This is a genomic window from Sphingopyxis panaciterrae (genome assembly GCF_011762125.1).
Taxonomy (GTDB): Bacteria; Pseudomonadota; Alphaproteobacteria; order Sphingomonadales; family Sphingomonadaceae; genus Sphingopyxis; species Sphingopyxis panaciterrae.
Window position 1 is genome coordinate 64,888 of record NZ_JAASQN010000005.1, and the last position, 26,034, is coordinate 90,921.

The 26,034-nt window shown below is 66.6% G+C and carries 24 protein-coding genes; 12 read left to right on the forward strand and 12 right to left on the reverse strand.

The features are described from left to right. Positions 1-14: 14 nt before the first annotated feature. Complete coding sequence (locus FHR22_RS16640) at positions 15-800, reverse strand: transglutaminase-like domain-containing protein (protein ID WP_166944826.1); 786 nt, start codon at positions 798-800, stop codon at positions 15-17. Between the two features lie 96 nt (positions 801-896). On the opposite strand from FHR22_RS16640, the gene FHR22_RS16645 reads away from it, so the two are divergent. Then, positions 897-2,135, forward strand: coding sequence for an MFS transporter (locus tag FHR22_RS16645; protein WP_166944827.1), 1,239 nt, complete (start codon positions 897-899; stop codon positions 2,133-2,135). On the opposite strand, the gene FHR22_RS16650 is transcribed toward FHR22_RS16645, so the two are convergent. Next, a complete protein-coding gene (locus FHR22_RS16650) occupies positions 2,108-2,869 on the reverse strand; it encodes a competence/damage-inducible protein A (RefSeq protein ID WP_166944828.1) in 762 nt (253 codons plus the stop codon). The two genes, FHR22_RS16645 and FHR22_RS16650, sit on opposite strands and share 28 nt — an antisense overlap. Before the next feature lie 101 nt (positions 2,870-2,970). Here FHR22_RS16650 and FHR22_RS16655 point away from each other — a divergent pair, with 101 nt between their 5' ends. Further along, the gene (locus tag FHR22_RS16655; protein WP_166944829.1) at positions 2,971-3,606 is read left to right on the forward strand and encodes a glutathione S-transferase family protein; all 636 of its coding nucleotides are present in this window, start codon (positions 2,971-2,973) and stop codon (positions 3,604-3,606) included. An 868-nt stretch (positions 3,607-4,474) separates the two neighbouring features. Here FHR22_RS16655 and FHR22_RS16660 read toward each other — a convergent pair. Beyond that, positions 4,475-5,212 carry a Bax inhibitor-1/YccA family protein gene (locus tag FHR22_RS16660; protein WP_166944830.1) on the reverse strand — a complete coding sequence of 246 codons (738 nt, stop codon included), beginning with the start codon at positions 5,210-5,212 and terminating at the stop codon, positions 4,475-4,477. 139 nt (positions 5,213-5,351) lie between these two features. Here FHR22_RS16660 and thpR point away from each other — a divergent pair, with 139 nt between their 5' ends. Continuing rightward, positions 5,352-5,975, forward strand: a complete 624-nt coding sequence (gene thpR, locus FHR22_RS16665; RefSeq protein ID WP_166944831.1) for an RNA 2',3'-cyclic phosphodiesterase — start codon at positions 5,352-5,354, stop codon at positions 5,973-5,975. Here thpR and FHR22_RS16670 read toward each other — a convergent pair. Next, a complete protein-coding gene (locus FHR22_RS16670) occupies positions 5,876-6,382 on the reverse strand; it encodes a low molecular weight protein-tyrosine-phosphatase (RefSeq protein WP_166944832.1) in 507 nt (168 codons plus the stop codon). The two genes, thpR and FHR22_RS16670, sit on opposite strands and share 100 nt — an antisense overlap. A 105-nt stretch (positions 6,383-6,487) precedes the next feature. Between FHR22_RS16670 and FHR22_RS16675 the strand changes: the two genes are divergently transcribed. Continuing rightward, the gene (locus tag FHR22_RS16675) at positions 6,488-8,086 is read left to right on the forward strand and encodes a spinster family MFS transporter (protein ID WP_166944833.1); all 1,599 of its coding nucleotides are present in this window, start codon (positions 6,488-6,490) and stop codon (positions 8,084-8,086) included. Positions 8,087-8,149: 63 nt separating this feature from the next. Here the strand turns inward: FHR22_RS16675 and FHR22_RS16680 are convergent, their stop codons facing one another. The 6 genes from FHR22_RS16680 to FHR22_RS16705 form a co-directional block, all read right to left on the reverse strand. Continuing rightward, the gene (locus FHR22_RS16680) at positions 8,150-8,719 is read right to left on the reverse strand and encodes a superoxide dismutase family protein (protein WP_166944834.1); all 570 of its coding nucleotides are present in this window, start codon (positions 8,717-8,719) and stop codon (positions 8,150-8,152) included. A gap of 79 nt (positions 8,720-8,798) precedes the next feature. Then, positions 8,799-10,109 carry a UDP-glucose dehydrogenase family protein gene (locus FHR22_RS16685; RefSeq protein ID WP_166944835.1) on the reverse strand — a complete coding sequence of 437 codons (1,311 nt, stop codon included), beginning with the start codon at positions 10,107-10,109 and terminating at the stop codon, positions 8,799-8,801. 461 nt (positions 10,110-10,570) lie between these two features. Next, positions 10,571-10,996: an ExbD/TolR family protein gene (locus FHR22_RS16690; RefSeq protein WP_166944836.1), complete on the reverse strand. Its 426-nt coding sequence runs from the start codon at positions 10,994-10,996 to the stop codon at positions 10,571-10,573. A 35-nt stretch (positions 10,997-11,031) separates the two neighbouring features. Further along, positions 11,032-11,550 carry an ExbD/TolR family protein gene (locus FHR22_RS16695; protein ID WP_208417765.1) on the reverse strand — a complete coding sequence of 173 codons (519 nt, stop codon included), beginning with the start codon at positions 11,548-11,550 and terminating at the stop codon, positions 11,032-11,034. 131 nt (positions 11,551-11,681) lie between these two features. Beyond that, positions 11,682-12,497, reverse strand: coding sequence for a MotA/TolQ/ExbB proton channel family protein (locus FHR22_RS16700; protein WP_208417766.1), 816 nt, complete (start codon positions 12,495-12,497; stop codon positions 11,682-11,684). A gap of 61 nt (positions 12,498-12,558) precedes the next feature. Then, positions 12,559-13,215, reverse strand: coding sequence for an energy transducer TonB (locus FHR22_RS16705; protein ID WP_166944837.1), 657 nt, complete (start codon positions 13,213-13,215; stop codon positions 12,559-12,561). A 340-nt stretch (positions 13,216-13,555) separates the two neighbouring features. Between FHR22_RS16705 and FHR22_RS16710 the strand changes: the two genes are divergently transcribed. Continuing rightward, on the forward strand, positions 13,556-14,371 hold the full coding sequence (locus tag FHR22_RS16710) for a hypothetical protein (RefSeq protein ID WP_243853792.1): 816 nt from the start codon (positions 13,556-13,558) through the stop codon (positions 14,369-14,371). A gap of 244 nt (positions 14,372-14,615) precedes the next feature. Continuing rightward, positions 14,616-15,947 (forward strand): homoserine dehydrogenase, encoded by a 1,332-nt coding sequence (locus tag FHR22_RS16715; RefSeq protein ID WP_166944838.1) that lies wholly within the window; start codon positions 14,616-14,618, stop codon positions 15,945-15,947. Here FHR22_RS16715 and FHR22_RS16720 read toward each other — a convergent pair. Further along, positions 15,944-16,339, reverse strand: a complete 396-nt coding sequence (locus tag FHR22_RS16720; RefSeq protein WP_243853793.1) for a hypothetical protein — start codon at positions 16,337-16,339, stop codon at positions 15,944-15,946. The two genes, FHR22_RS16715 and FHR22_RS16720, sit on opposite strands and share 4 nt — an antisense overlap. A 140-nt stretch (positions 16,340-16,479) precedes the next feature. On the opposite strand from FHR22_RS16720, the gene glpX reads away from it, so the two are divergent. Both glpX and FHR22_RS16730 read left to right on the forward strand, forming a co-directional pair. Beyond that, positions 16,480-17,448: a class II fructose-bisphosphatase gene (gene glpX / locus FHR22_RS16725; protein WP_166944840.1), complete on the forward strand. Its 969-nt coding sequence runs from the start codon at positions 16,480-16,482 to the stop codon at positions 17,446-17,448. Between the two features lie 317 nt (positions 17,449-17,765). Beyond that, complete coding sequence (locus FHR22_RS16730; protein WP_166944841.1) at positions 17,766-19,322, forward strand: FAD-dependent monooxygenase; 1,557 nt, start codon at positions 17,766-17,768, stop codon at positions 19,320-19,322. Between the two features lie 245 nt (positions 19,323-19,567). Here FHR22_RS16730 and FHR22_RS16735 read toward each other — a convergent pair whose 3' ends face one another. Further along, positions 19,568-20,053: a flavodoxin family protein gene (locus FHR22_RS16735; RefSeq protein WP_166944842.1), complete on the reverse strand. Its 486-nt coding sequence runs from the start codon at positions 20,051-20,053 to the stop codon at positions 19,568-19,570. 65 nt (positions 20,054-20,118) lie between these two features. On the opposite strand from FHR22_RS16735, the gene FHR22_RS16740 reads away from it, so the two are divergent. From FHR22_RS16740 to recJ, 4 genes are read left to right on the forward strand one after another with little or no spacing between them, the layout of a single operon-like run. After that, positions 20,119-22,080 carry an alkyl/aryl-sulfatase gene (locus FHR22_RS16740; protein WP_166944843.1) on the forward strand — a complete coding sequence of 654 codons (1,962 nt, stop codon included), beginning with the start codon at positions 20,119-20,121 and terminating at the stop codon, positions 22,078-22,080. A gap of 25 nt (positions 22,081-22,105) precedes the next feature. Next, positions 22,106-22,633, forward strand: coding sequence for a PH domain-containing protein (locus tag FHR22_RS22395; RefSeq protein WP_243853794.1), 528 nt, complete (start codon positions 22,106-22,108; stop codon positions 22,631-22,633). Continuing rightward, a complete protein-coding gene (locus FHR22_RS16745; RefSeq protein WP_243853795.1) occupies positions 22,630-24,162 on the forward strand; it encodes a PH domain-containing protein in 1,533 nt (510 codons plus the stop codon). Before FHR22_RS22395 ends, FHR22_RS16745 begins: the two co-directional genes overlap by 4 nt. Beyond that, entirely contained in the window at positions 24,159-25,925 is a 1,767-nt protein-coding gene (gene recJ / locus FHR22_RS16750; RefSeq protein ID WP_166944844.1) for a single-stranded-DNA-specific exonuclease RecJ, read from the forward strand. The genes FHR22_RS16745 and recJ overlap by 4 nt, the downstream gene beginning before the upstream one ends. Positions 25,926-26,034 lie beyond the last annotated feature (109 nt).

A 26,034-nucleotide genomic window follows, 5' to 3' on the forward strand; every position in this document is an offset into this window, starting at 1 on the left:
CTAGGCTCCTGACCCTAAACCGCCGCCACGCTCACCTTTTGTTCGATCATTTCGATCGCGCCATAGGCGGTGAGGAAGCTGATGTCGGCGGCGTCGCGGCCGACACCGATCACCGCGATATCGGCGGCGCTCGCCATGCCGGTGGCATCGACGAGGTGCCAGCCGCCGCCGGCACCGCCCAGGAAGACCTGGGCGACCGCGTGGAAATCCTGCGGCGCGACGCCGGGGGCATAGGCGCTGACGACGCGCGCCGGGATCGCCGCGGCGCGGGCGAGTGTCACCATCACATGGGCATAGTCGCGGCACACCCCGCGCCGCTCGACGAAGCTGTCCATCGCATTGGTGTCGGCATCGCTCGACCCCGCGACATAGGTGAAATGCGCCTCGATCCAGTCGCGCATCGTGCCGATCTTTGCGCCGCCGTCGCTGGCGCCGAATTCGTCGGCGACGAAGCTCAGGAATTTGTTCGAGGGGCAGTAACGCGATTCGTTGAGATATTGCACGGTTTCGGCGGGCAGCCGGTGCAGCGGCATCGGCGGCAGCGTGCGCCAGTCGACCGCGGGGCGGACGATCTCGACCGTCGCCGAATAATCGACGTCGAGCCGCTCTTCGCAGCTCAGCCAGATACGGTGGCCGACCGCATCCTGCGCGTCGATCCGCGCGAAATTGGCGCACGCGCCGACGTCGAGCGCGGCGCCGGTCACCTGCTGCCCGGGGAGCGCCGCGGCCTCGATCTGCAGCATCAGGTCGACGGGATCGGCGAGGCGATAGGAAAGCGACGCGGAAATTTCGAGTTTCATGTTGCGACAATGCTCCACAATCGGGCCGATGTCGCTAGAGGAACGCCAGAAACCCGAAGCCGGATGCAACCGCTTCGATACAGAGTGAAAAGACAGATGACCCCTGCGCGTACCATCCCCTTCATCGTCGCGACGATCTTCATGGACGCGGTCGGTTTCGGCATCATCATGCCGGTGCTGCCGCAACTGGTGATGGAGGTCGGCCATATCGACCTGCCGCATGCGATCGAGGTCGGCGCGTGGATCGGGCTCGTCATGGCGGTCGCGACCTTCATCGCCTCGCCGGTGCTCGGCAATCTGTCCGACCGTTTCGGGCGGCGGCGCGTGCTGCTGCTCGCGCTCGGCGGGCTCGCGGTCGACTATGCGCTGCTGACGATCGTCCAGACGTTGCCGTGGCTGTTCATCGCCCGCGCGCTGTCGGGCATTTTCGGCGGCAGCTACGCCGCGGCGCAGGCGGCGATCGCCGATATCACGCTGCCCGAGGACCGCGCGCGCAATTTCGGCTTCGTCGGCGCCGCCTTCGGCGTCGGCTTCGTCGCCGGGCCCGCGCTCGGCGGCTTCCTGGGCGAGATCAGCCCGCGCGCGCCGTTCGTCGCGGCGGCGGCGCTGGCCGCCGCCAACATGCTCTACGGCCTCTTCATCTTTCCCGAAACATTGGCGCCCGAACGCCGCCGCGCCTTCGACTGGCGCCGCGCCAACCCGCTCGGCGCCTTCCGGACGATGCGCGCGCTGCCGGGGATGGACGGCGTCGCGGTGGTGCTGGTGTTGTGGCAGATCGCCAGCCTCGTCTATCCGATGACGTGGAGCTTTTATTGCATCGCGCAGCTCGGCTGGACGCCGGGGATGATCGGCGCCAGCCTCGCCGCGGTCGGGGTGATGATCGCGCTCGGGCAGGTCTTCGTCGTCGGCCCCGCGGTCGCGCGCTTCGGCGAACGCGACGCGGCGACGCTCGGCATCCTCGTCGCGATCCTCGTCTATGTCGGCTATGCCTTTACCACCTCGACGATCGGCGCCTTCCTGCTGCTCGTCCCCATCGCGCTGCAGGCGCCGATCCAGCCGGCGCTGATGGCGATGATGTCGCGCCGCGCGACGGCGGAGACCCAGGGCGAGGTGCAGGGGATTTCGGCGATGGCGATGGGGCTGGGACAGCTTGTCGCGCCGCTGCTGCTCACCGGGACGATGGCCTATTTCACCGCCAATCAGGCGCCGGTCCATTTCCCGGGCGCCGCCTTCATCGTCGCGGCGCTCTTTGGCCTGTTCGCGATCCTGATGCTGCGCCGCCTGCCGCGGGCGGCGCCGGCGGGCGATCAGATGCCGCCGTCGGTGACCGCATAGCCCAGCGCCTCAAGCCCGGCGGTCAGCATGGCGACGCACGCTGCGACCGCATCGCCGTCGGTCGAACGGACGACGAAATTGGCGCCGGTGCGTCCGTCGCGGAAAAAGGGATAGCTGCCGATGGCGACGCCGGGATGATCCTTTTCGCCCAGACGCAGCAGGTCGGCGATCTCGCTTTCAGGGGCCCAGGCGCCGATCGTCTGCGCGACGAGCGGCGCGCCGCCTTCGAGCTCGCCGGTCAGCGCGTCGAGCATGCCCGCGGTGATGTGCGGCACCCCCGCCATCACGAACAGATTGCCGATCCGGATGCCGGGCGCCCCCGACATGCGGTTGGGGATCAGTTCGGCACCATCGGGAACCCGTGCCATGCGCAGCCGTGCCTCGGTCAGCTCGCTGCCGCGCGCGCTGTAATAACGCTCGAGAATCGCGCGCGCCGCGGGATGGATGACGACCCCGACGCCGAGCGCCTTGGCCACTGCATCGACGGTGATGTCGTCGTGCGTCGGGCCGATACCGCCGGTGGTGAAGACATAGTCATAGCGGGCGCGAATCGCGTTCAGCGCGTCGACGATCTCCGCCTCGACATCGGGGACGATGCGCACCTCGCGCAGGCGGATCCCCTGCACGTCGAGCCAGGTCGCGATCTGCGCGACATTCTTGTCCTGCGTGCGGCCCGAAAGGATTTCGTCGCCGATCACCAGCACGGCGGCGGTCCAGATGCGTTCGTCGCTCATCGCATTGCCTTAGCTGGCTATGGTGACAAAACAACCCCGCTGGCGGTCGGGAACCGTTCCTGATATGTTCACGCCCGAATCGAAACCAAGGGAGACGCGCGATGGCCGAAGAGCTGATTTTCTATACCAACCCGATGTCGCGCGGCCAGATCGTCCGCTGGATGCTCGAAGAGGTTGGCGCGCCCTATGCGACGCGCATTCTCGATTATGGCACGTCGATGAAGGACGCGGCCTATCTGGCGATCAATCCGATGGGCAAGGTTCCGGCGATCGTCCATGACGGCAAGGCGGTGACCGAATGCGCCGCGATCTGCGCCTATCTTGCCGATGCCTTCCCCGAAGCGAAGCTCGCGCCGGCTACGACCGACCGCGCCGATTATTACCGCTGGCTCTTCTTCACCGCGGGCCCGGTCGAACAGGCGATCACCGCGAAGCATTTCGGGGTCGAACCCGATATCGACCAGCAACGCATGGCGGGTTTCGGATCGCTGGCTGCGGCGCTCGATACGCTCGAAAGCGCGGTCGCGGGCAAGGCCCATGTCGCGGGCGATGGCTTCAGCGCCGCCGACGTCTATGTCGGCAGCCAGATCGACTGGGGGCTGCAATTCGGCACCATCGCGCCGCGCCCGGCATTCGAATCCTACATCGCGGCACTACGCGAGCGCCCCGCCTACAAGCGCGCGAAGGAAATCGACAATGGCCTGATCGCCGAAATGCAGGCGGCGAATCCGGCCTGAACTGCGCAAATGGGCGACGCGGTCCTTTGCCGACCTGGGAACCAATATCGGTTTGGAGCGGGAGTTGCCGATCCATATCCAACCCTCGTCATTCTCGCGAACGCGGGAATGACGAGGCGAGGGATGCCCGCTACCGGCCGGAAGCTGCCGTTCCCCATTTCGTCACCCCGGACTTGATCCGGGGTCCCGCTTGAAGTCGAAAACCGCCGGATGCCCTCAAAAAGCGGGATCCCGGGTCAAGGCGGAAGACCCACGGGTCTCCTCCGCGGATGACGAAGTGTTGGGCAGGAAGCGGCTGGTAGCGGACGCTAGCCAAATAACCGTCGCCCCCGCGAAGGAGTGAAGGGTCGAATGGTCCCCCGGACCATTCTTGGACATACCGGGGGCATGTCCAACCCTTAACTGGCCGCAATCGGCCGAGCGCAAGATTGCCAGCGGCTCCCGCCTTCGCGGGGGCGACGGTTATGGATGGTTAGCGAATGGTAGCTCCTCACCCCAAAGCAGACATCGCCTTCAAATAAGCCTTTCCTACATTATTCGGCTATGCCAGCCTTCATCCGGCTCTTTCATTTGGTGAACGAAAACGGTCGCCGCCCGGCTTGCAGGTGGAAACACGGCGGGGGCTTGCCAGGCGCGTACAGCCCGCCGCGAGGTCCAAATCGGGATGCGCGTGGGGCTGAACTTTCCTGAACTTTGGAATCGTTACGCGCGGAGGCCGGGGCGGGCCCCGGCGCGACGTAAAGCAATGGCAGTTTCCCACCCCCAAAACCGGCATGTTGCCGTTCGGTCCGCAATCGCCAGATCGCCAAAGAAAAAGCCCGGCGAATCGCTCCGCCGGGCTTTCCCATGTCGTTGTTCGTCCGTCCGCTTATTCGCGGCTGCCCAACAGGTTGAGCAGGAAGGTGAACATGTTGACGAAGTCGAGATAGAGGCTGAGCGCCCCCATGATCACCGACTTGCCGACGAAGTCGGTCCCGCGAACATAGAAATACATGCTCTTGATCTTCTGCGTATCATAGGCGGTGAGACCCGCGAAGACGAGCACGCCGATCACGCTGATCGCCAGGCTGAGCGCGTTCGACTGGAAGATGAAGGCATTGAGCAGCATGGCGACGATGATGCCGAACACGCCCATGATCAGGAAGGTGCCGAGGCCCGACAGATCCTTCTTGGTCGTATAGCCGTAGAGGCTAAGACCCAGGAAGGCCGCGGCGGTGGCAAAGAAGGTCTGCGCGATCGACGCATCGGTGAAAACGAAGAAGATCGACGCCATCGACAGCCCCATGACGACCGAAAAGGCCCAGAACAGACCCTGTGCCGCCGTCGTCGACAGCTTGTTGATGCCAAAGCTCAGCACCATCACGAACGCCAGCGGCGCCAGCATGATCAGCCATTTCGCGCCACCGGGGCCGAACAGCAGGGCGGGCGCGCCTTCCCAGCGCGAAAAGAGCAGCGCGACGATGCCGGTCAGCAGCACGCCCGAGCCCATATAGTTGTAAACCGACAGCATGTACGACCGCAGGCCGGCATCGACAGCCTGGTCCGTTGCGTTCGCGCCGGCACCAAAACCGGAAGCCGCCATATTGGGGTCGTTCCAATTCGCCATTGTCATTCTCCATCACCGGCCAGCCCATACCGGCCGTAGCGCGAATATCGGCATTTTCTTGCCCGCTTTCAAGCGAAACCGGACATAGTGCCCTCTTTGGGGTTTGCACCGTGTCCGCAAAGCCTATGTTGAATGCGCCATGTCCAGCCACCGCCTCTTCGTTGCGCTGCGGCCGCCGCGCGCCATTCGCGACCAGTTGCTCGCCGCGATGCACGGCATTTCGGCCGCGCGCTGGCAGAACGACGACCAGCTCCACCTGACCCTGCGCTTCATCGGCGAGGTCGACCGCCACCGCGCCGAAGATATCGCCGCGGCACTCGGCAACCTGCATGCGCCCGCCGTCGCCGCCCGCCTCGCCGGCGTCGGGCTGTTCGAACGGAAAGGGTGCCCGCACACGGTCTGGGCGGGAGTCGAGCCGCTCGCATCGCTCACAGCGCTGCATCACAAGGTCGATCAATTGCTCGCACGCGTCGGCGTCGAGCGCGAAACCCGCACCTTCCAGCCGCACATCACGCTGGCGCGCCTCAATCGCACCGCAGGGCCGCTGGCCCCTTTCCTCGCGCTCCACGGCGACCTCATGAGCCCGTGCTTCGTCTTTACGCACGTCCTGCTCTACGAAAGCGAAATGGGGCACGGCGGGTCGCGTTATCACCCCGTCGCGCGCTACCCGCTCGATTCGGCCGAGGCGGCGGCAGTCACCAGCGCCGCGGCGACCGCGCTGACGTCGTCCCACGTCGCGGCAAAGCCGCCGTCGTCGCCATAATAGGGGTCGGCGACGCTTTCGCCGGTCCGGCCCGGCACCAGGTCGAGCATCAGCCGCAGTTCGGCCGTCGCATCGCCGGGCGCGAGCGCGAGCGCGTCGCGCAGGTTCGTGTCGTCGGCGGCGAGGATCAGGTCGAACCGGCGGAAGTCACCGGGAACCAGCTGGCGCGCGCGCAGGCCGCCAATGTCCGCGCCGCGCCGCCGCGCTTCGGCCTGCGCGCGCCGGTCGGGCGGGTGGCCGACATGCCAGTCGCCGGTTCCCGCCGAATCGAGCGTGGCGTCGATGCCCGCCGCGGCGAACGCGGCGCGCGCGGCGCCTTCGGCCAGCGGCGAGCGGCAGATATTGCCGAGGCAGAGGAAGAGGATCGCGGGTTTCCGGGCTTCCCGATCGTTGCGCACATCATCCATATCATCATCCCCGATCAAAGTTGAACCGACTTTCAACTTGCGCCGCCGCCGCGCTCTGCTAGCCATGTCGCATAACAGATAATGGGCGAGGGAGAGGGTTGCCAGATGGCCGAGGACGCGAGCCGAGACGACGCAGCGCCTGAGCAGGCGCCGCCGCCCACCGCCAAGGCCAGCGGATATAGCTGGTATGTGCTGAGCGTGCTCGTCGTCGTCTATATCCTGAATTTCATCGACCGGCAGGTGATCAGCATCCTCGCGGTCGATATCAAGGCCGACCTCGGCCTGACCGACGCCGACATGGGCTTTCTGGGGGGCGCCGCCTTCGCGGTCTTCTATGCGCTGTTCGGCATCCCGCTCGGACGGCTCGCCGACAATTGGAGCCGGGTGAAATTGCTGTCGGTCGGCCTTGCCCTCTGGTCGACGATGACCGCCCTGTCGGGCTTCGCGCGCAACCAGGTCTCGCTATCCTTCGCCCGCATGGGCGTCGGGGTCGGCGAGGCCACCGCGAGCCCGACCGCCTATTCGCTGATCTCCGACTATTTCCCCAAGCGGCAGCGCGCCACCGCGCTCGCCATCTATTCGTCGGGCCTGTATCTCGGCGGCGGCGTCTCGTTGTTCATCGGCGCGGTGATCGTCAAGACGTGGAACGACAGCTACCCGGCCGGCGGGCCCCTGGGACTCGTCGGCTGGCAGGCGGCGTTCCTCGCGGTCGGCATTCCCGGGCTGCTCGTCGCGCTGTGGGTCGCGACGTTGCGCGAGCCGGTTCGCGGCGCGATGGACGGCGTGGCGAGCCCGAGTTCGCCGGCCCCCTTTCGCGAATTTGTCCGCGACCTGTCGACGATCGTGCCGCCCTTCACGCTGTTCGGCGCGGCACAGCGCGGCACGGCCGCCTTTGCGATCAACATCGGCTTTGCCGCCGCCATCGCTGCCTTCGCCTGGTGGATGATCCGCCTGACGGGCAACTTCCCGCAATGGACCGCCGTCGGCTTGGGCTATTATGCCGTATTCTCATGGGCCTGCACGCTCCGTTCGCGCGATCCCGCAACCTTCCGGCTGATCTGGGGAACCCCCGCGTTCATCTGCACCACGCTCGGCTACGGCCTCGTCAGCCTGGCGGCCTATGCGCTGGCCTTCTGGTCGGCACCCTATGCCGAAACGGTGCTGAAGCTGCCCAAGCAGGAACTGGCGTTCATATTGGGCGCGAACGGCGCGGTCGCCGGCTTTATCGGCGTCATCGCCGGCGGGCGGATCGCCGACGCGCTGCGCGCGCGCAATCCCGCCGGGCGAATCCTGACGATCATCTTCGGAGTCGTGGCGCCGATCATCCCGATCTGGATCGGCTATACGACCGAAAATAGCACGCTATTCTATGTCATGAACTTCCTGGCCGGCATGTTCGGCGCCGCGGCGCTCGGCGCGGCGGCAGCCACGACGCAGGATCTGGTCCTGCCGCGGATGCGCGGGACGGCGACGGCAGCGTTCTTCCTGGGAACGACGCTCGTCGGCCTGTCCTTCGGCCCCTATATGGTCGGGCAGATTTCCGATCTTGCCGGCACAATGATGGACGGCAAGCTGGTCGGCGATCTGCGCACCGGCATATTGTCGCTCATCGGTGTGGCGCCGATCGCGCTCGCGCTTCTGCTCTATGCCTATCGCGCGGTGCCGCAGGCCGAAGCAACGATCGTCGAGCGCGCCGGAGTATAAGCGCTATTGCCAGCGGCGGCGGGCGAGGGTCGCCGCCGCCGCGGGTGCAACGTCACCTCGTCGTTAGCGGGCCGCCGGTAGCCGGATCACGCCGCAGGCGATGCGATCGCCGCTGTTGCCGCTGGGGTCGGTCCGGTAATCGTCGGCCTTGGCGTGAATGACGAAGGCGGCGCCATCGGCATCGAGCAATCCGCCCTCACCCGCCAATCGCGTCCCGACGAGGGTCAGCGTCGCGCGCCCGATCGTATCGGGTTCGACGACCAGATTCGGCATGTCGCCATGATGCGCCCCCATCGGATTGTCGCGACCGTGCTGCGCCCCGGTGGGGTTCCAGTGCGGACCCGCGCTGGTATATTTGGGGCCTTCGCACAGGCCCACGGCGTGGACGTGCATGCCATAGGTGCCCGCCGCAAAGCCGCGCGCGACGAGTTCGAGGCGCAGCCCGCTGCCATCCTTGAAGATGTCGACGCGGCCGCGGTCGACCCCGCGCGCGTCGGTCAATTGCGCGACGGCGTCGGGCTCGGGCAGTTTGGCGGACGATCCGCCCTTGCCCATACCGGCGCAGCCGGCAAGCGCCAGTGCGATCAGGCCGGTGGCCAGCAGCTTGCCGGTGCGGCGCGAATCGATCCTCATAACTTCTGCTCCCCGTGGATTGGCCGGCGCGCGAGGGCCGCATCCGCGACCTTCCGAGCCCTTCACCCGATGAATGCCCTTATTCGGCGCGCGTTCCAATAGCGATGTGACGAAAACCATGCCGCGCGACTTCGTCGCGGCGATAGATATTGCGCAGGTCGACGAACAATTTATCGGCCATGCTGCTGCCGAGCCGCGCCAGATCGAGCGCGCGAAAGGCGTCCCATTCGGTGATGATCGCGACCGCATGCGCGCCTTCTGCGGCGGCATAGGCGCTTTGCTTCATCTCGACATCGGGCATCATCGGCGCCGCGATCTCCATCCCCTCGGGATCATAAGCGGTGACCCGCGCGCCGGCATCGAGCAAAGTCTGGACGATCGCAAGGCTGGGCGAATCGCGCATGTCGTCGGTGTTCGGCTTGAAGGTCAGGCCAAGCAACGCAACGGTCTTGCCGCGTGCATTGCCGCCCATGGCCTGGATGATCTTGCGGCCCATCGCCCGTTTGCGCAGGTCGTTCGCCTGCACCGTAGCCTCGACGAGGCGGAGCGGCACTTCATTGTCCTGCGCGGTCTTCAGCAGTGCCAGCGTGTCCTTCGGAAAGCAGCTGCCGCCATAGCCGGGACCGGCGTGGAGGAATTTGGCGCCGATGCGATTGTCGAGCCCGATCCCGCGCGCGACATCCTGCACCTCGGCGCCGACCGCTTCGCAGAGGTCGGCGATCTCGTTGATGAAGGTGATCTTGGTCGCGAGAAAGGCGTTAGCGGCATATTTGATCATCTCCGCCGTACGGCGGCGGGTGACGAGGATCGGCGCCTCGTTGAGGAAGAGCGGGCGATAGACTTCGCGCAGCACCGCCTCGCCCTGCGCATCCTCGGCGCCGATGACGATGCGGTCAGGGCGCTTGAAATCGCCGATCGCCGCGCCTTCGCGCAGGAATTCGGGGTTCGACGCGACGCTGTGCAGCCGTCCGGGCGCACCGTCACGCAGGATGCGTTCGACCTCGTCACCGGTACCGACGGGCACGGTCGACTTGGTCACGATCACGCAATCATGGTCGAGCGTCGCGGCCAGTTCCTCAGCGGCGCCGAAGACATAGCTGAGATCGGCATGACCGTCGCCGCGGCGCGACGGCGTGCCGACGGCGATGAACACCGCGTCGGCCCCGGCGACCGCGGGGGCGAGATCGGTGGTGAAGGACAGCCGGCCCGCGGCGACATTCGCCGCGACGAGCGAATCGAGCCCGGGTTCGTAGATCGGCATCCGGCCCGCATTCAGCGCCTCGATCTTGCTCGCGTCCTTGTCGACACAAACGACGTCGTGCCCGAAATCCGAAAAGCAGGCTCCGGATACCAGGCCGACATATCCGGTTCCGATCATGGCAATTTTCATGGGTCACCTTTGCTGTTGCGGGTCGGGTCCTTACGGGCATTAGCTTTGAAAAGCGATCATATCCTTTACAGCGCGGATACCGGGTGCCGGCATTGGCCGGCGGGGCGACGCCGTCGGTAACCGCCGCCCTGGTGCGTGATGAGGGGGAACGACCGGAAAGGGGTGGATACCAGATCTTCCCCCGGCCGCCATCGCGGCGGAGGCCGGGACGACATATTCGTAACGGTAGTTTCCTGTCCTTTTTCGTCATCCCGGGCTTGACCCGGGATCCCGCTTTTAAGGGCCCGGCAGTTTTCGACTTCAAGCGGGACCCCGGATCAAGTCCGGGGTGACGTGGTAAGAAAAGGTCCGCTTCCAACCCAGGCCGGACACCCCGACCCCGTATTTTACCCGCGCCCGAAAGGAAAAGGGCCGCGAATTGCTTCGCGGCCCTTTCCGTCAGACACGTTCCAGATCGATGATCAGAAAACGCGTCCATATTGTTCGTTGCCGACAAAACCCAGCTTGCCGACACCGCTGCGCTTGATCACCGCCATGACATTGTCGACGACGAAATAACGCGCGAAGGGATCGGGCTGAACCTGCAGTTCAGGCTCGACCGGCAACGCCTTGGTCTGCTCGAGATAGTTCGCGAGCTGCGCCAGGTCGACCGGTGCGCCGTTCCAAGTGATCGTTCCCGCGGGATCGATCATGACCTTGTTCTTTTCCGGATCGACATTGTTCTTGGTGTCGGTCGGAACCGGCAAGTCGATCTTCACCGCGTGGGTCTGGACCGGAAGGGTGATGATGAACATGATGAGGAGCACGAGCATGACGTCGATGAGCGGCGTCGTGTTCATTTCCATCATCGGTTCATTGTCGTCCCGATCGCCAACGGCCATGGACATAGGATTATTCCTTCATTCCTGTGTGGACCGGCGCCTTAGAGACGGCCCAGCGTACCCGAGCCGGCAGCCGGTTCGGAAATGAACCCGATCTTCTGGAAACCGGCATATTGCATCGTGTAGATCACGCCGCCGATGCACTGGTACGGCGTGTTGATGTCGCCGCGAATGTGCACTTCGGGGAAATTTTCCTCGGTGATATTCTGCGGACCGCCGATATCTTCGAGAAGCTGCTTCAGCTTGTCCTGTCCCTTTTCGAGCAGCTGGCGCGAATCGACCGGGGTCTGGCCCCAATAGACTTCGCACGCGGTGCTTTCGGGATTGGGTTCGCCATCGCCGTCGGTATCAGCCGAGCGGACCGAAAGAAGGACGTTTTCGGGCTTCGTCGTCGTCGGCTCGAAAACCACGCCGGGCAGCTTGAGGTTCACCGTCTTCAAAACCACGGGAACCGTGATGAGGAAGATGATGAGCAGCACGAGCATGATATCCACGAGCGGCGTCGTGTTGATGTCGGACATCGGGGCATCTTCGCCCTTTGCGCCTGAACTCATCGCCATAGGATTAGCATCCTGTCACTAAATTGTCTGTCATGGATCCGGGCGATCCGCCATCGGCGTGCCGCCCCGTCCAGCGGACCCCGCCCCCCACCGTTGCGGCGGATGGGCGGGGATCCAAATCATCGGCCCTGTCAGGCCTTCTTCGGCGCGGCGGCCGGAGCAGCCTTTGCCGGAGCGGCCAGAACCGCCGGCTTCACCTGGCCACCCGACATGATCGAACCGAGCACGTCGTTCGAGAAGGTCGAGAGGCGACGCGCGATCGACTTGTTGCGACTCTGCAGCCAGTTGAACGCGAGCACCGCGGGAACCGCCACGATCAGACCGATGGCGGTCATGATCAGTGCTTCACCGACCGGACCGGCAACGGTGTCGATCGAGGCCTGGCCCGATGCACCGATCTTCACGAGGGCGCGAAGAATACCGATAACGGTACCGAACAGGCCGACGAACGGCGCGGTCGAACCCACGGTCGCGAGGAAGGCGAGGCCGCCGTTGAGCTTCGAGTTGATGTGGTTCTGCGAACGCTCGAGCGTGCCGTGCATCCAGTCATGCGCTTCGACGGGGTCGGTCAGCTTGTTATGCTCTTCGTTGGCGCGCAGGCCGTCTTCGACGACCTGGCGATAGGCGCTGTTCTTTTCGAGCTTCGCGGCACCGTCGGCGAGCGTCGGGGCGCGCCAGAAATTGGCGTCGACCGCCTTGCCCTGGCCGATGACCTTATTCTGTTCGAACAGCTTGGTGAACAGGATGTAGAGCGTGCCGATGAACATGATCAGCAGGACGAGGAAGGTGACCTGCGACACGATGCCGCCTTCGCACAAAGCGGGGACGAGACCGTAGGGGTTCTGGCCCTCTTCCTTGACGCACATCGACGCCGGCATCAGGCTGAGGCCGACATCGTGAGCAGCTGCCGGCGCCGCAGCGGCGGCATTTGCGATCAGATTAAACATGCTGGTTATTCCCTCTCAAAGAATAAAATTTGGTCAAAACTATGTGGGGAGACCCCGCGCCTCAGCGCGGAATCTGCCACCGGATACGATTGCTGTAGCTCCCGCCCGTGGGGTTGCCCGCACGGTCCTTGCCGGGATTGAAACGGCCGCGACGCTGAATCAGCTTGCAGGTTTCGGCATCGAGGTCGGCATGGCCGCTCGACGACGTCACGTCGCAAGAAGTGATCCGGCCATCGGCACCATAGGTAACGCGGAAACCGGTCGTGCCTTCACGCTCTTCGCGCATGGCCCGTGCCGGATAGTCGTCGTTCGTCGCCCAGCGACCCGGATTGCCCTTCGGCGTACCGGCCTGGGAAAGGTCGGGAGCCGGCGGCGGGGCCGGCGGGGCCGGCGGCGTGTAGACCGGCGGCGGCGGCAGCCGCGGCGGCGTCGGCACCGACTGGACCGTGTTGGTCGTCACCGGCGGCGGAATCGGCGACGGCGGCGTCACCACCGGCGGCGGCGGCGGCAACTTGTTGTCCGGCGGCGGCGGCGGAGGCGGCTCCTCCGGCGGCGGCGGCTCTTCAACGTCCACCACGTCCAATTTTTCGGCAAGCTTCTTGACGATACTGATGTTCAAACCATTTACCAGGCCATAGCCCAGTACTGCCGTGAACAGACCAACCAAGACAATTGCCACTACCCTGTTTTTAGGGTCGACATTATCACCATAAGCCATTCAGGGACGACGCTCCTTGCTAGATCATCCTGACACCAATCCGCACCATCGGGTTCGGTTGCCAAATGCCCGGATGATTTCCGATGCGTTCCGCGAGACCCGATAGCGTGGCATCCGGCTGTTTATGTTCTTGCCGGACGCTTCGGGCCCGTCCTATCGCGGTGGCGGCAAGTTCGCAAACCCTTTATCAGCGGTTAATGTGCCCCGTCCCATGGTGGGGCTTCGAACATCGCTACCGGTGTCACAGATGATGGAAAGAGACTTGACCATGCGCGCGCTTTTGCCGACCGCCATTGCCGGGCTTATCATGATAAGCCACGGAATTCCGGACGTTTTGGCCATGCAAGCGCCTGCGGAGGCGGCCGCGGCAAGCCCCTACAGCTATGCCGATATCGCCGATCTCGCAACCGCCGCGCCGATGACCGTCCACGCCCGAATTCGCAGCGCGGCGGCGCTCAAGCCCGATCGGGCGCCGGGTCTCGCGGCGGGCCATGCCCGATTCTATGTCGAGGCCGACGTGGTCGGGCTGATTCGCGGCGCCGGGCCGCTCGCGGCGCGGATCACCTACCTCGTCGACTTGCCGCTGGCCGCGAACGGCAAGGCGCCGAAGCTCAAGAAGAAGCAGCCCGTCCTGCTCTTTGCCCGCCCCGTCGCGGGGACGGCAGCGGGTACCAACAATACCGGCAGCATCCGCCTTGTCGCCCCCGACGCCCAGCTTTTGTGGGATCCGGCGACCGAGGCGCAGTTGCGCGCCATCCTGACCGAACTCGTCAAGCCCGGGGCGCCGCCCGCAATCACCGGCATCGCCAACGGTTTCCATGTTCCGGGCACCCTGCCCGGCGAGGGCGAGACGCAGCTGTTCCTCGACACCAGGACCGGCGAGCCGGTGTCGCTGACCATCCTGACCGCCGCCGACGGATCGCGCCGCTGGGCCGCGGCGTTCGGCGAGATCGTCGACGGGTCGGCCGCGGTGCCGAAGCGGGGTACGCTCGCCTGGTATCGACTCGCCTGCGGCCTGCCCAGAAATCTCCCGCTGAACAAGCTCGCCGGTACCGCCCCCGATGAGCGCCGCAAGGCCGCGTCGGATTATGCCGTCGTGCTCGGCGCGCTGGGCGACTGCACGCGAACGCGGACCCCGCCGCCCGCCGGGGGATAAAGTTCAGCTTCGGTGCGCCCAGAGGCTGTTTCAGCTACGCTGAAACAGTTCGGCGCCGGCCCGCGCCCCCTCCCGGCCTCCCCGACGATAGTAACCTGGGGAGGCCGGGAGGGGGCGCGGGCCGGCGCCGATTCCACGTCAGTGGAACAGACTCTTCACGCACCGGACTTGTTTCCCTCCCAAAAGCGGATAGGGCGCTGGCACCCGGCGGGTGATGGCCCGCGCCTTTATACGGAGTGTCCGCATGTCGCCCCATCCCGCCCCCAATGCGCCCCGTCCGCCGCTGCGCGTCGCGCTCGCCGGCATCGGAGTCGTGGGCGGCGGCGTCGTCCGGCTGCTCGAGGCGAACCGCGACCTGATCGCGCGCCGCGCCGGACGCGCAATCGAAATCGTAGCCGTGTCGGCGCGCGACCGGCACAAGGATCGCGGCGTCGACCTGTCGCCCTATCGCTGGGAAGACGATATGGACGCGATCGTTGCCGCCGACGACGTCGATGTCGTCGTCGAGATGATCGGCGGCGCCGACGGATCGGCGCTGACGCTGGCGCGCCATACGCTCGGCGCAGGCAAGGCGCTGGTGACCGCGAACAAGGCGATGATCGCGCATCACGGGCTCGACCTCGCGAAGCTGGCCGAAGCGCAAGACACGCCGCTGAAATATGAAGCCGCCGTCGCGGGCGGCATTCCCGTGATCAAGGCGATCCGCGAAGGCGCATCGGCGAACGAAATCGCGCGCGTCTATGGCATCCTCAACGGCACCTGCAATTATATCCTGACGCAGATGGAGCGGAACGGCGCGAGCTTCGCCGACGCCCTCGCCGCCGCGCAGGCCGAAGGCTATGCCGAAGCCGACCCGACGTTCGACGTCGACGGCATCGACGCGGCGCACAAGCTGTCGATCCTCGCCGCGCTCTGTTTCGGAACCCGGCTCGACATCGGCGCGGTCACCGCCGACGGCATCCGGGGCCTGATCGCCGCCGACATCCGCGAAGCCGAGGCGCTGGGCCACCGCGTCCGCCTGATCGGCATGGCCGAACGCGACGGCGCCAAAGAAGGCGGGGGCCTTTATCAGCATGTCCAGCCGTGCCTCGTTCCCGCCGACCATCCGCTCGCCTACGTCCCCGGCGCCCTGAACGCCGTCGTCGCCGAGGGCAATTTCGTCGGCCGCCTGTTCTTCGAAGGCGCGGGCGCCGGCGCGGGACCGACGGCTTCGGCGATCGTCGCCGACATCATCGATATCGCGCGCGATGAATATGGCCCCGCCTTCGCGATGCCGGTCGACGCGCTGGATCAGGCGCCGGTCGCCGATGCCGGGGCGCGAATCGGCAAACATTATGTCCGCCTGATCGTCGAGGACCGGATCGGCGTGCTCGCCGAGATCGCGACCGCGATGCGCGATGCGGGCGTGTCGATCGAAAGCCTGATCCAGCGCGGCAGCGAGGACGGCGATGGCGTCGTCATCGTGCTGGTCACCCACGAAGGCCCCGCCAGCGCGATCCGCGACGCGCTCGCCATCCTCGCCGCGTCGGAGCATGTCGTCGGCGCGCCGATGCACATGCCGATCCTCGCGCTTTAGGGTTCCTCTTCGGGCGGCGCCGGCGTACCCGTTTCGGGGTCGGTCGCGCGCTTCACCCGTTCATATTGCTCGTTATATTCAGGCCCCGGCTTCATCCGGCCGCCGATCGAAATCCAGTTATGGGGTAGTTTGTCGAGGGTCATCGCCTGCGCCGCAGCATGCGGAACGCTGTCCTTCTTCGACTTGCCGATGCCTGCGATCGCGCGCAATTCGGGCGACAGGCGGTGGCGTTCGGTGTCGGTGCCGCAAACCGTGATCGAGCCGTCTTCGGCGGGTTTGCAGCGCCGGATCGGGTCGACCATCTCCTTGGCATTGGCGGCGGCGGTTTCGGCGTTGCGCGGTTTGGGCGGTGCCGGGGGCCCCTGGACCTGCGCGCCCGCCATCCCCGGCATCGTCATCGCCATGACGCACAACGCGGCAAAAGCCGCTCCGAATCGGGCGAAGCATCCTCGACAAGCGGTGCGACCGGCCATATGGGCCGCACCATGCCCGACAGGGGCGGCAAGGCAATAGCGAAAACGGAGAATATCGGATGACGAACAGCAGCAACCTCGACCGGGTGCTCGTGCTCGAAATGGTGCGCGTCACCGAAGCCGCCGCGATCGCGGCGGCGAAGCTGATTGGCCGCGGCGACGAGAAGGCGGCCGATGCCGCCGCCGTCGAAGCGATGCGTACCGCGTTCAACACGCTCTATATGGACGGCACCATCGTGATCGGCGAAGGCGAGCGCGACGAGGCCCCGATGCTGTATATCGGCGAAAAGGTCGGCAACGCGCCGGGCAAGGGCCCGAAGATCGATATCGCGGTCGATCCGCTCGAAGGCACGACGATCACCGCCAAGGCCGGCCCCAACGCGCTCGCGGTGCTGGCGATCGCCGAGGAAGGCTGCCTGCTCAACGCCCCCGACGTCTATATGGACAAGCTCGCGGTCGGCGCCGGCTATTCGCCGAACATCGTCAATTTCGACAACAGCATCCGCGAGAATGTCGAAGCGGTCGCGCGCGAGAAGGGCTGCAGCGCGAAAGAGATCATGGTGTGCGTGCTCGACCGCCCGCGCCACGAAGCAATGATCGCCGAGCTGCGCTCGCTCGGCTGCGGCGTCGCGCTGATCCCCGACGGCGACGTCGCGGGCGTGATTGCGACGACCAACCCCGAAACCAATATCGACATCTATATGGGATCGGGCGGCGCGCCCGAGGGCGTGCTCGCCGCGGCGGCGCTGCGCTGCGTCGGCGGCCAGTTCAAGGGCCGCCTGCTGTTTCGCAACGACGACGAGCGCAAGCGCGCCGCCAAATGGGGCGTCGAGGATCTCAACCGTGTCTACGACCTTGAAGACCTGGCCAAGGGCGACGTCATCTTCGCCGCGACCGGCGTCACCGACGGCTCGCTGCTGCGCGGGGTCAAGCATCGCCGCGACGGCGTCATGACGACCGAGACCGTCGTCATGCGCGCTTCGTCGGGCACCGTGCGCTGGGTGAAGGGCGAACATCGCGCAGGGTGAGGCGCCACGCGGGTCATGGGCGAGGTCGGGGTGTAATCCGCCGCGCCGGGATTAGCCGTGTCCCTTCCCGAATGACCTAAATCGATCGCGAAACCGTGGCCGTTGCGGATCGGCTGCGGCGGCATTACATAGCCCGTGTCGAAAAAGGCAGATCTGGTGTGGTCCAGCCCAGGTCCTTCCGAAAAAACGGAAGCTCTGTCCATGCTTCGCGCATGAGTCCCACGACGAATATCGGACGCCGCCCGGCGCCCGCTGTTCGTCCGTGTGGTTCCCGAATCGACGAACTGCTCCGGTCGAACACCGAACAGGAGTAGTTCATGCCTTTCCCTTATTCCCCGATCCACGATGTCGTGATCGCCGGCGCCGGCCCGGTCGGCCTGTTTCTCGCCTGCGAATTGCGCCTCGCGGGTATATCGGTCCTGGTGCTTAAAGAAGCCCAGGATCCGGGCTCTCCGCTCAAGCGCCTTCCGTTCGGCCTGCGCGGCCTTTCAGCGCCGACCATCGAAGCCTTCGCGCGCCGCGGGCTTCTGGGCGATATCGCGCAGCCGCGCCCTGCCAGCAATGGCCCGGGCGGCAACGCCGCCGCGCACTGGGCTGGGCAACCACGCCGCCCCGGCGGGCATTTCGCGGGCATTCAATTTTACAACGACCGCGTCGACACCGCGCAGTGGCCATATCGCACGCAGGGTATCGCCGACACCAGCATGGCGGTCACGATGGAGCATATCGAATCGATCCTCGCCGCACGTGCGGCCGCGCTGGGCGCCGATATCCGTCGCGGGATCGGCGTCGAAGGCTGCGATGCGTCGGACGACATCGTGACCGTCCGCGCCGGCGGCAAGACGTTTCACACGCGCTGGCTTGTCGGCTGCGACGGCGGACGCAGCGTCGTTCGCAAGGCTGGCGGCTTCGCGTTCACCGGCACCGGTCCCGAATTCACCGGCTATTCGGTGCAAGTCGAGATGGCCGACCCCGAACAGCTCGAACCCGGCCGCCATTACACGCCGTTTGGCATGTACACCTATGCCGCGCCGGGGACGATCGCGATGGTCGATTTCGACGCCGGCGCCTTCCACCGGACGCAGCCAATCACGCGCGGCCATGTGCAAACAGTGCTGCGCCGCATCTCGGGCACCGATGTCACCGTGACCGCGCTTACCCTCGCCACCACCTGGACCGACCGCGCCTGTCAGGCCGCGACATATCGCGCGGGGCGCTTGCTGCTCGCGGGTGACGCCGCGCACATCCATTCCCCCTTGGGCGGCCAGGGGCTCAATCTCGGGCTCGGCGACGCGATGAATCTCGGATGGAAGCTCGCCGCGACGATCCGCGGCGATGCGCCGGCGGACCTGCTCGACAGCTATGCCGCCGAAAGACATCCGGTGGGGGCGCAAATCCTCGACTGGTCGCGCGCTCAGGTCGCGCTCATGCGGCCGGACCGGGGTGCCCGCGCGCTCGAAGCGATCATCCGCGATCTCATCGACACGCGCGACGGAGCCACTTATTTTGCCGCTCGCGTCTGGGGCGTCTCGCTCCGCTATGATCTGGACAGCGATCACCCGCTCGTCGGGTGCAGCGCCCCCGATTTCGAACTGGCGGGCGGAACCGGGCTCACGGCGCTGCTCGCGGACGGCAAGGGGGTGTTGATCGACTTTGACCCCGGGGAACCCTTGCGTACGCTCGCCGGGCGCTGGACCGGCCGGATTCACTATGTCGCGGGGCGCACCGGGGATCGGCCGGGCTTCAGTGCGTTGCTGATACGCCCCGACGGCATCGTCGCCTGGGCCAGCGAAACCGCACCCGGCCGGGCGGAAGCAACCGAAGCCATGACCCGATGGTTCGGCAGGCCGGACGGAAAGGGTGAGCGTAGCTGAACCGGCCGGTATCGGAAGCTTGGCCTGAATGTGCGCATATAGGACGCGAATGACTGGTTCCGGTTGGTTGCAGCCGGAAGCGGACGCTAGCCAAATAACCGTCGCCCCCGCGAAGGCGGGGGCCGCTGGCAACCTTGCGCTCGGCCGATTGCGGCCCCCGCCTTCGCGGGGGCGACGGTTATGGATGGTTAGCGAATGGCAACTCCCCACCCCAAAACCGACGTCGCCGTTCCCGGCGAAGCTGGTCAAAAAATCCCCGCCGCCAGCCCTTCGGCGAGCGCTGCACCCAGATCATGCGCTTCGGCCAAGCGACCCGGTGCGATCGTCTTCGGCGCCAGAATCGCCTCGGGCGTCTGCGCCCCGGTGTTCACGATGATCGGATCGGCGACGCGTTTCAGCCGCCAGCCGGTCGCGATGCGGTCGAGCTGGCGCTGGGCGCTGTCGCCGTCCGATCCCGCACAGACGATCGTCGCATAGGGCCGGCCCTCGAGTTTCCCGAGGCACGGATAATAACAGCGATCGAACATCTCCTTCATCGCCCCCGATAGCGCGGCGAGATTTTCGGGGCCGACGAACAGGTAGCCGCCGGCCGCCAGCAACGCGCGCGGCGTGACGTCGTCCGCAGCGACCAGCTTCGCGGCCCCCGCTCCCGCGGCGGCGGCGCGCGCAAGCGCCTCGCTACCGCCCGTGCGGCTGTGCCAGACGATCATCAACCGGGGTTCGCTCTCCATCCGGCGATGCTTGCCAAGCTCGCACATGCGGCGCAAGCTCTGCGGCAAACAGGGGGGAGATCATCATGCACCGACTGACCACCGTGCTGCTCGCCAGCTGCCTGCCGTTCGCGGCGGTCGCGCAGGATGCCGCAAGCGAGGCGACGCGTGCCGCCCAGACCGCGATTGCAAAGCGGCTGCCGCTCGCCGACCCGCGCGACGAGGCGAATGTGATGCGCGGCAGGGTCGCCGAGATTCCCGGCGGGGTTATCATGGGCAAGGATGGCCGGACCGTGTGGGATCGCCGGCCTTATGCGTTCCTCGACGCGAAGCAGGCCCCCGACACCGTCAATCCGTCGCTGTGGCGGCAGGCGCGGCTCAACGCCGTCCATGGCCTGTTCGAGGTCGTGCCGGGCAAGATCTGGCAGCTGCGCGGCTATGACATATCGGTGATGACGATCATCCGCGGCAAGACCGGCTGGATCGTCGTCGACCCCTTGCTCTCCGAAGAAGCCGCCGCGGCCGGCTGGAAGCTGTTCGCCGATACGGTCGAGGTGAAATCGTCGAAGCTGCCGATCCGTGCGGTGATTTTCAGCCATAGCCACAGCGACCATTTCGGCGGCGTCGGCGGCATCGTGAACGCCGAGCAGGTCAAAAGGGACAAGAACCGCATCATCGCACCGCACGGCTTTTCGGAGGAAGCGACGTCCGAAAACGTCCTCGCCGGCGGCGCGATGGGGCGGCGTGCGCTCTATATGTTCGGTTCGATCCTGCCGCCGGGGCCGGCCGGGCAAGTCGACACCGGGCTGGGGCCGAAACTGTCGTCGGGCACGATCGGCTATATGGAGCCGACCGAGACGGTCGCCGCGACCGGCGGCACGCTGACGATCGACGGCCTCGCCTTCGATTTCCTCAACGCGGGCGGGACCGAGGCGCCGTCGGAATTCGTCTTCTATATCCCGGCGTACAAGGCGCTCCATACGACCGAGGTCGTCACGCATAATCTCCACAATATCCTGACCCTGCGCGGCGCACAGGTGCGCGATGCGCTGCGCTGGTCGAAGGTGATCGACGCGATGCTGCTCAAATGGGGCGGCCAGGCGGAGGTCGCGATGGCATCGCACCATTGGCCGACATGGGGGGCGGGCGAGGTGAGCGCATTGCTGGCGAACCAGCGCGACGCCTATCGCTATGTCCATGACCGCACCTTGTTCCTCGCCAATCGCGGCGCGACCTTGCACGAACTGGCCGACCAGACCGCCGAGGCGCCGGTGCAGGGAGCCGATTTCTCGACCCGCGGCTATTATGGCACACTCAATCACGACATGAAGGCGACGTACCAGCGCTATTTCGGCTGGTGGGACGGCAATCCGGCGAACTTCAACCCGCTGCCGCCCGAACAGTCGGCGCCCAAATATGTCGCGCTCGCCGGCGGCGCCGGCAAGCTGCTGGCGGCGGGCAAGGCGGCGATCGCGGCGGGCGACTATCGCTGGGCGGCCGAGCTTTTGAACAAGCTGGTCTTTGCCGAACCCGGCAATGGCGAAGCGCGCGCGGCGCTGGCCTCGGCCTATGACCAGCTTGGTTATCAGGCGGAATCAGGCGCGTGGCGCAACTATTATCTCGCCGGCGCGGCCAGCTTGCGCGGCACCGCGACCGACAATCTGTCGGGCAATGGCCAGAGCCGCAGCTTCGTCGGCGCGATCCCGACCGCGGTCTTCTTCGACGCGCTCGCGACGCGCTTCGATGCCGCGAAGGGAACGACAATCAAAGGCACATTCCAGTTCATCCTGCCCGACAGCAAGGAAGCGGTGGCGGTGGTCGTCGGCGGCGGGGTCGAATTCCCGCGCTACGGGGTGACCGACGCCAGGCCCGCTGCGACGATCACCATCGACCGGGCGACACTCGATGACGTCATGCTCGGCCAAGCGCAGTTTCCCGCGCTGCTGCAGTCGGGCGCGATCAGGATCGACGGCGACCGCGCGGCGTTCCTGTCGTGGTTCGCGCTCCATCCGCCCGCCGACCCGCGCTTCAATATTGTTGTCCCCTAGGGGTTCGAACGACTAACGAAGGATCATGACCGACAATCCCGCGCCGCCCACCGACCCCTTTGCTCCCGACGCGCTCAACGCCAGCGAGGGGCTCGATCCGATCGATCCGGCTTATGGCCACGTCCTGCGCATCACAACGGCGCTCAACATGGTGCCGCTCGCGATCTCCGCGAGCGTGTTCGACTATTTCGTCATGCCCAGGATCGGGGCGCCCTTCGGGCTGGTCACGACGCTCGCCTGGCTGCTCGCGGCCTTTGCGGTCGCGACTTTCCCCGCCCGCCGCGCGCAGCGCTGGGGCTTCAAGATCGGCGAGGGGCAGCTCCGCGTCGCGCGCGGCTGGCTGTTTCGCACCGACACCATCGTGCCCTTCGTCCGCGTCCAGCATATCGACGTCGGGCAGGGGCCGATCGAGCGCTGGTTCGGCCTGTCGCATCTGGTCGTCCACACGTCGGGCACGCACAACAGCATGGTGACCCTGCCCGGCCTGCACGCCGACCTGGCGGCCGCGATGCGCGAGACGATCCGCCGCCATATCCAGACCGATTTCGCATGAACGAAACCGCCGCCCTCGCCGCGCCCGACGCAGAGCCGCACTGGCAGCGGCTGCATCCCGCAACGCTCGCGCTCGCGATCGTCGCGCTGGGGCCGAAGTCGCTCAACTTCCTGCCGGCGGTCGCGGCGCTCGGCTTCACGGGCAACTGGGTCTATATCGTCCCCGCGATCCTTGCCTTCATCCTGCTTTCGCTGATCGCCGCATGGCTTCACTGGCTGCGCTTCCGCTTTGCGGTCGGCGCCGACGAAGTGGTGATCGAAAGCGGCGTCTTTTCGCGCCAGCACCGCACCATTCCGTTCGACCGCATCCAGGACGTCAGCATCGAACAGGGGCTCGCCTCGCGCGCGCTCGGCATCGCCAAGGTCGGATTCGAAACCGGCGCGGGCGGCAAGGAAAATGACGCCAACCTCGATGCGATCGCCGTCGATGCCGCGCAGGCGCTGCGCACGACGATCCGCGCGCACCGCAGCGAAACCGCCGCCGGCGCGGCACCGGCGGAAGACGCTGCCCCTGCTGCCGCCGCCGCAAGCGAGGACCGGCTGCTGTTCGCAATGGGGCCGCGCCAGTTGCTGACTGCGGGCTTGTTCAACTTCTCGCTCGCCGCACTCGCAGTGGTCGGCGCGGCCATGCAGCTGTTCGATAATCTGCTGCCCTTCGACTTCAACATCTTCAATCCCTTGGACTGGATCGACATCGCCGAGGATTACGGCCTCGACCAATGGGTCGTCGCGCACCGCTGGATCGCTGGGGTCGGCGCGCTGCTGTCGCTCCTCCTCATCGGATTCGCCAGCGGCATCGCGACGATGATCTTCGCCAACTGGGATTTCCGCCTGACCCGCGAACCGCGCGCGCTGCGCCGCACCCGCGGCCTGACGACGCGCACCGACGTCGCGGTTCCGGTGCGCCGCGTGCAGGCGGCAATCGTCACCACCGGCTGGCTGCGCCGCCGTTTCGGCTGGCACGAATTGCGCCTGCAAAGCCTGGCGAGCGACGGTGCGACCGAAAAGGACCATCAGGTCGTGCCCTTCGCGCGGCTGAATGCCATCGAGCCCGTGCTAGCCGAAGTGGCGATCGACCGGCCGGGCGACGATCAGCCATGGCAGCACAGCCACCGCATCGTCGCGCTCGGCGGACTCATCGGCGCTGCTTGCGCGACGATCGGCGGCACCATCGCGCTGTCGCTCGGGCAGCCGGCCGGCTGGCTGGGCCCGGTCGCGGGGGCGCTCATCGCTGCGACATCGCTGTTCGGCACCCGCTTTCATCGCTGGACCGATGTGGGCGAGATGGTCGCGATCCGCCGCGGCTGGTGGAAACCCAAGCTGACCTTGCTGCCGCACGCATCGGTGCAGAGCGTCGACCTCAAGAGTGATTTCATCCTGCGCCCGCTCGGCCTCGCGACGCTTGTCTTCGGTGTCCCCGGCGGCAGCGCACTGGCAAGCCACGAGATTCCGGCGATCCCGCTCGATACCGCAAAGGACTTGCGCCTCCGCATCCTCGCCGCACGCACGCGGCAAGGAGCCAAGGCATGAGCGACGCGGCCCTCGGCATCACCCGCTCGATCGCCGGCCAGCCGTGGCGCTGGCGCCGCGCGAGCGCCGACATGGCGTCGGAGAATCTCGCCCCCGACGATCTGGTCACCCAATTGCTGCTCGCGCGCGGGGTGGCGCGCGACGACCTCGACCGCCAGCGCAACCCGACCTTGCGCAGTTTCATGCCCGACCCCTCGCTGTTCCGCGACATGGACGCCGCCGCGGCGCGGCTCGCGGATGCGGTCGAAGCGCGCGAGGCGGTGACGATCTTCGGCGATTATGACGTCGATGGCGCGACCTCGGCCGCGCTGCTCGTCCGCCTGCTGCGCGCGCTGGGCCTGCCGGTCGGCGCCTATATCCCCGACCGGCTGATGGAAGGCTATGGCCCCTCGGGCGCCGCGCTGGTCAAGATCGGCGAGGCGGGATCGAAGCTGGTCGTCACGGTCGATTGCGGCGCGCAGGCGTTCGACGCGATCGCCGAGGCCAAGGCGGCCGGGGTCGAGGTGATCGTCGTCGATCATCATCAATGCGCGACCAGCCTTCCCGAAGCCTTCGCGCTGGTCAATCCGAACCGGCTCGACGAGGTGCCCGACGCCGCGATCCACGGCAATCTCGCCGCGGTCGGCGTCGCCTTCCTGCTCGGCGCCGCGCTGCTCCGCACACTCCGCGCCCGCAGCTATTTCGCGGGCCGCGACGAACCCGCACTGATCGACCTGCTCGACCTCGTCGCGCTGGGCACCGTCGCCGACGTCGCCCGCCTCACCGGCTTCAACCGCGCGCTGGTGACGCAGGGGCTGAAGGTGATGGCACGCCGCGGCAATATCGGCATGGCGGCGCTGATGGACGCGGCGCGGCTGACCAAGCCGCCGAGCGCGACCGATATGGGGTTCGCGCTGGGGCCGCGGATCAACGCCGGCGGCCGCGTCGGCAAATCCGACCTCGGCGTCCGTCTGCTGACGACGTCGGACCCGCAAGAGGCGGCCGACATCGCATTGGAACTCAACCGCCTGAACGAAGAGCGCCGCGCGATCGAGGCGGCGGTACTCGACGAAGCGATTGAGGCGAGCGGCCGGTGCGGCAATGCGCCGGTCGCGATCGTCGCCGGCGCCGGCTGGCATCCGGGGGTGATCGGCATCGTCGCCGGGCGGCTGAAGGAGCGGCTGCACCGCCCCGCGATCGTCATCGCACTTGATGACGACGGCATCGGCAAAGGTTCGGGCCGCTCGATTTCGGGGGTCGACCTGGGCGCTGCGATCCTTGCCGCGAAGGAGAGCGGCCTGCTTGTCGCCGGCGGCGGCCATGCGATGGCGGCGGGGCTGACCGTCGCCGCGGGCCAAGTCGATGCGCTGGGCGCCTTCCTCAATGACCGGCTTGCCGCCGATGTCGAGCGCGCGAGCGGCGACAAGGCGCTGCTGATCGACGCCGTCCTGGCGCCGCGCGGAATTTCGCCGCTGTGGTGCGAAGCGATCGAGAGTGCCGGCCCCTATGGCGCCGGCTGGCCCGCGCCGCGCGTCGCGACCGGGCCGGTGCGCATCGTCGAATCGGGAATCGTCGGCGCCGATCATGTCCGCCTGATCGTATCGGGCGAGGATGGCGCGCGCTTCAAGGCGATCGCCTTCCGCAGCGCCGAGACCGAACTCGGGCAGACGCTGCTCAACACGCGCGGGCGCAAATTGTGGCTCGCGGGGCGCGCCAAACGCGACGATTGGGGCAGCCGCCCGGCCGCCGAACTGCATCTGGAGGACGCCGCCTGGGCCGATTGACCGCGGCTTTTTCGGGTAGTGGGAGCCGGTCGATACGCCGCAGCGCAACATTTTTACGCGACGCGCCCACCAGCGCGCTTGACCGCACCGGCAGGCGAGTCTAAGGCGC

Coding starts and splice junctions, on each gene's coding strand:
- FHR22_RS16690 (WP_166944836.1), bottom strand. CDS start 10,996: ATGTCCATGGCCGTTGGCGATCGGGACGACAATGAACCGATGATGGAA.
- FHR22_RS16715 (WP_166944838.1), top strand. CDS start 14,616: ATGTCGCCCCATCCCGCCCCCAATGCGCCCCGTCCGCCGCTGCGCGTC.
- FHR22_RS22395 (WP_243853794.1), top strand. CDS start 22,106: ATGACCGACAATCCCGCGCCGCCCACCGACCCCTTTGCTCCCGACGCG.
- FHR22_RS16745 (WP_243853795.1), top strand. CDS start 22,630: ATGAACGAAACCGCCGCCCTCGCCGCGCCCGACGCAGAGCCGCACTGG.
- FHR22_RS16700 (WP_208417766.1), bottom strand. CDS start 12,497: ATGTTTAATCTGATCGCAAATGCCGCCGCTGCGGCGCCGGCAGCTGCT.
- FHR22_RS16705 (WP_166944837.1), bottom strand. CDS start 13,215: ATGGCTTATGGTGATAATGTCGACCCTAAAAACAGGGTAGTGGCAATT.
- FHR22_RS16685 (WP_166944835.1), bottom strand. CDS start 10,109: ATGAAAATTGCCATGATCGGAACCGGATATGTCGGCCTGGTATCCGGA.
- FHR22_RS16645 (WP_166944827.1), top strand. CDS start 897: ATGACCCCTGCGCGTACCATCCCCTTCATCGTCGCGACGATCTTCATG.
- FHR22_RS16720 (WP_243853793.1), bottom strand. CDS start 16,339: ATGCCGGGGATGGCGGGCGCGCAGGTCCAGGGGCCCCCGGCACCGCCC.
- glpX (WP_166944840.1), top strand. CDS start 16,480: ATGACGAACAGCAGCAACCTCGACCGGGTGCTCGTGCTCGAAATGGTG.
- FHR22_RS16730 (WP_166944841.1), top strand. CDS start 17,766: ATGCCTTTCCCTTATTCCCCGATCCACGATGTCGTGATCGCCGGCGCC.
- FHR22_RS16675 (WP_166944833.1), top strand. CDS start 6,488: ATGGCCGAGGACGCGAGCCGAGACGACGCAGCGCCTGAGCAGGCGCCG.
- FHR22_RS16695 (WP_208417765.1), bottom strand. CDS start 11,550: ATGGCGATGAGTTCAGGCGCAAAGGGCGAAGATGCCCCGATGTCCGAC.
- FHR22_RS16655 (WP_166944829.1), top strand. CDS start 2,971: ATGGCCGAAGAGCTGATTTTCTATACCAACCCGATGTCGCGCGGCCAG.
- FHR22_RS16650 (WP_166944828.1), bottom strand. CDS start 2,869: ATGAGCGACGAACGCATCTGGACCGCCGCCGTGCTGGTGATCGGCGAC.
- FHR22_RS16735 (WP_166944842.1), bottom strand. CDS start 20,053: ATGGAGAGCGAACCCCGGTTGATGATCGTCTGGCACAGCCGCACGGGC.
- FHR22_RS16680 (WP_166944834.1), bottom strand. CDS start 8,719: ATGAGGATCGATTCGCGCCGCACCGGCAAGCTGCTGGCCACCGGCCTG.
- FHR22_RS16710 (WP_243853792.1), top strand. CDS start 13,556: ATGCAAGCGCCTGCGGAGGCGGCCGCGGCAAGCCCCTACAGCTATGCC.
- FHR22_RS16740 (WP_166944843.1), top strand. CDS start 20,119: ATGCACCGACTGACCACCGTGCTGCTCGCCAGCTGCCTGCCGTTCGCG.
- FHR22_RS16660 (WP_166944830.1), bottom strand. CDS start 5,212: ATGGCGAATTGGAACGACCCCAATATGGCGGCTTCCGGTTTTGGTGCC.
- recJ (WP_166944844.1), top strand. CDS start 24,159: ATGAGCGACGCGGCCCTCGGCATCACCCGCTCGATCGCCGGCCAGCCG.
- FHR22_RS16640 (WP_166944826.1), bottom strand. CDS start 800: ATGAAACTCGAAATTTCCGCGTCGCTTTCCTATCGCCTCGCCGATCCC.
- thpR (WP_166944831.1), top strand. CDS start 5,352: ATGTCCAGCCACCGCCTCTTCGTTGCGCTGCGGCCGCCGCGCGCCATT.
- FHR22_RS16670 (WP_166944832.1), bottom strand. CDS start 6,382: ATGGATGATGTGCGCAACGATCGGGAAGCCCGGAAACCCGCGATCCTC.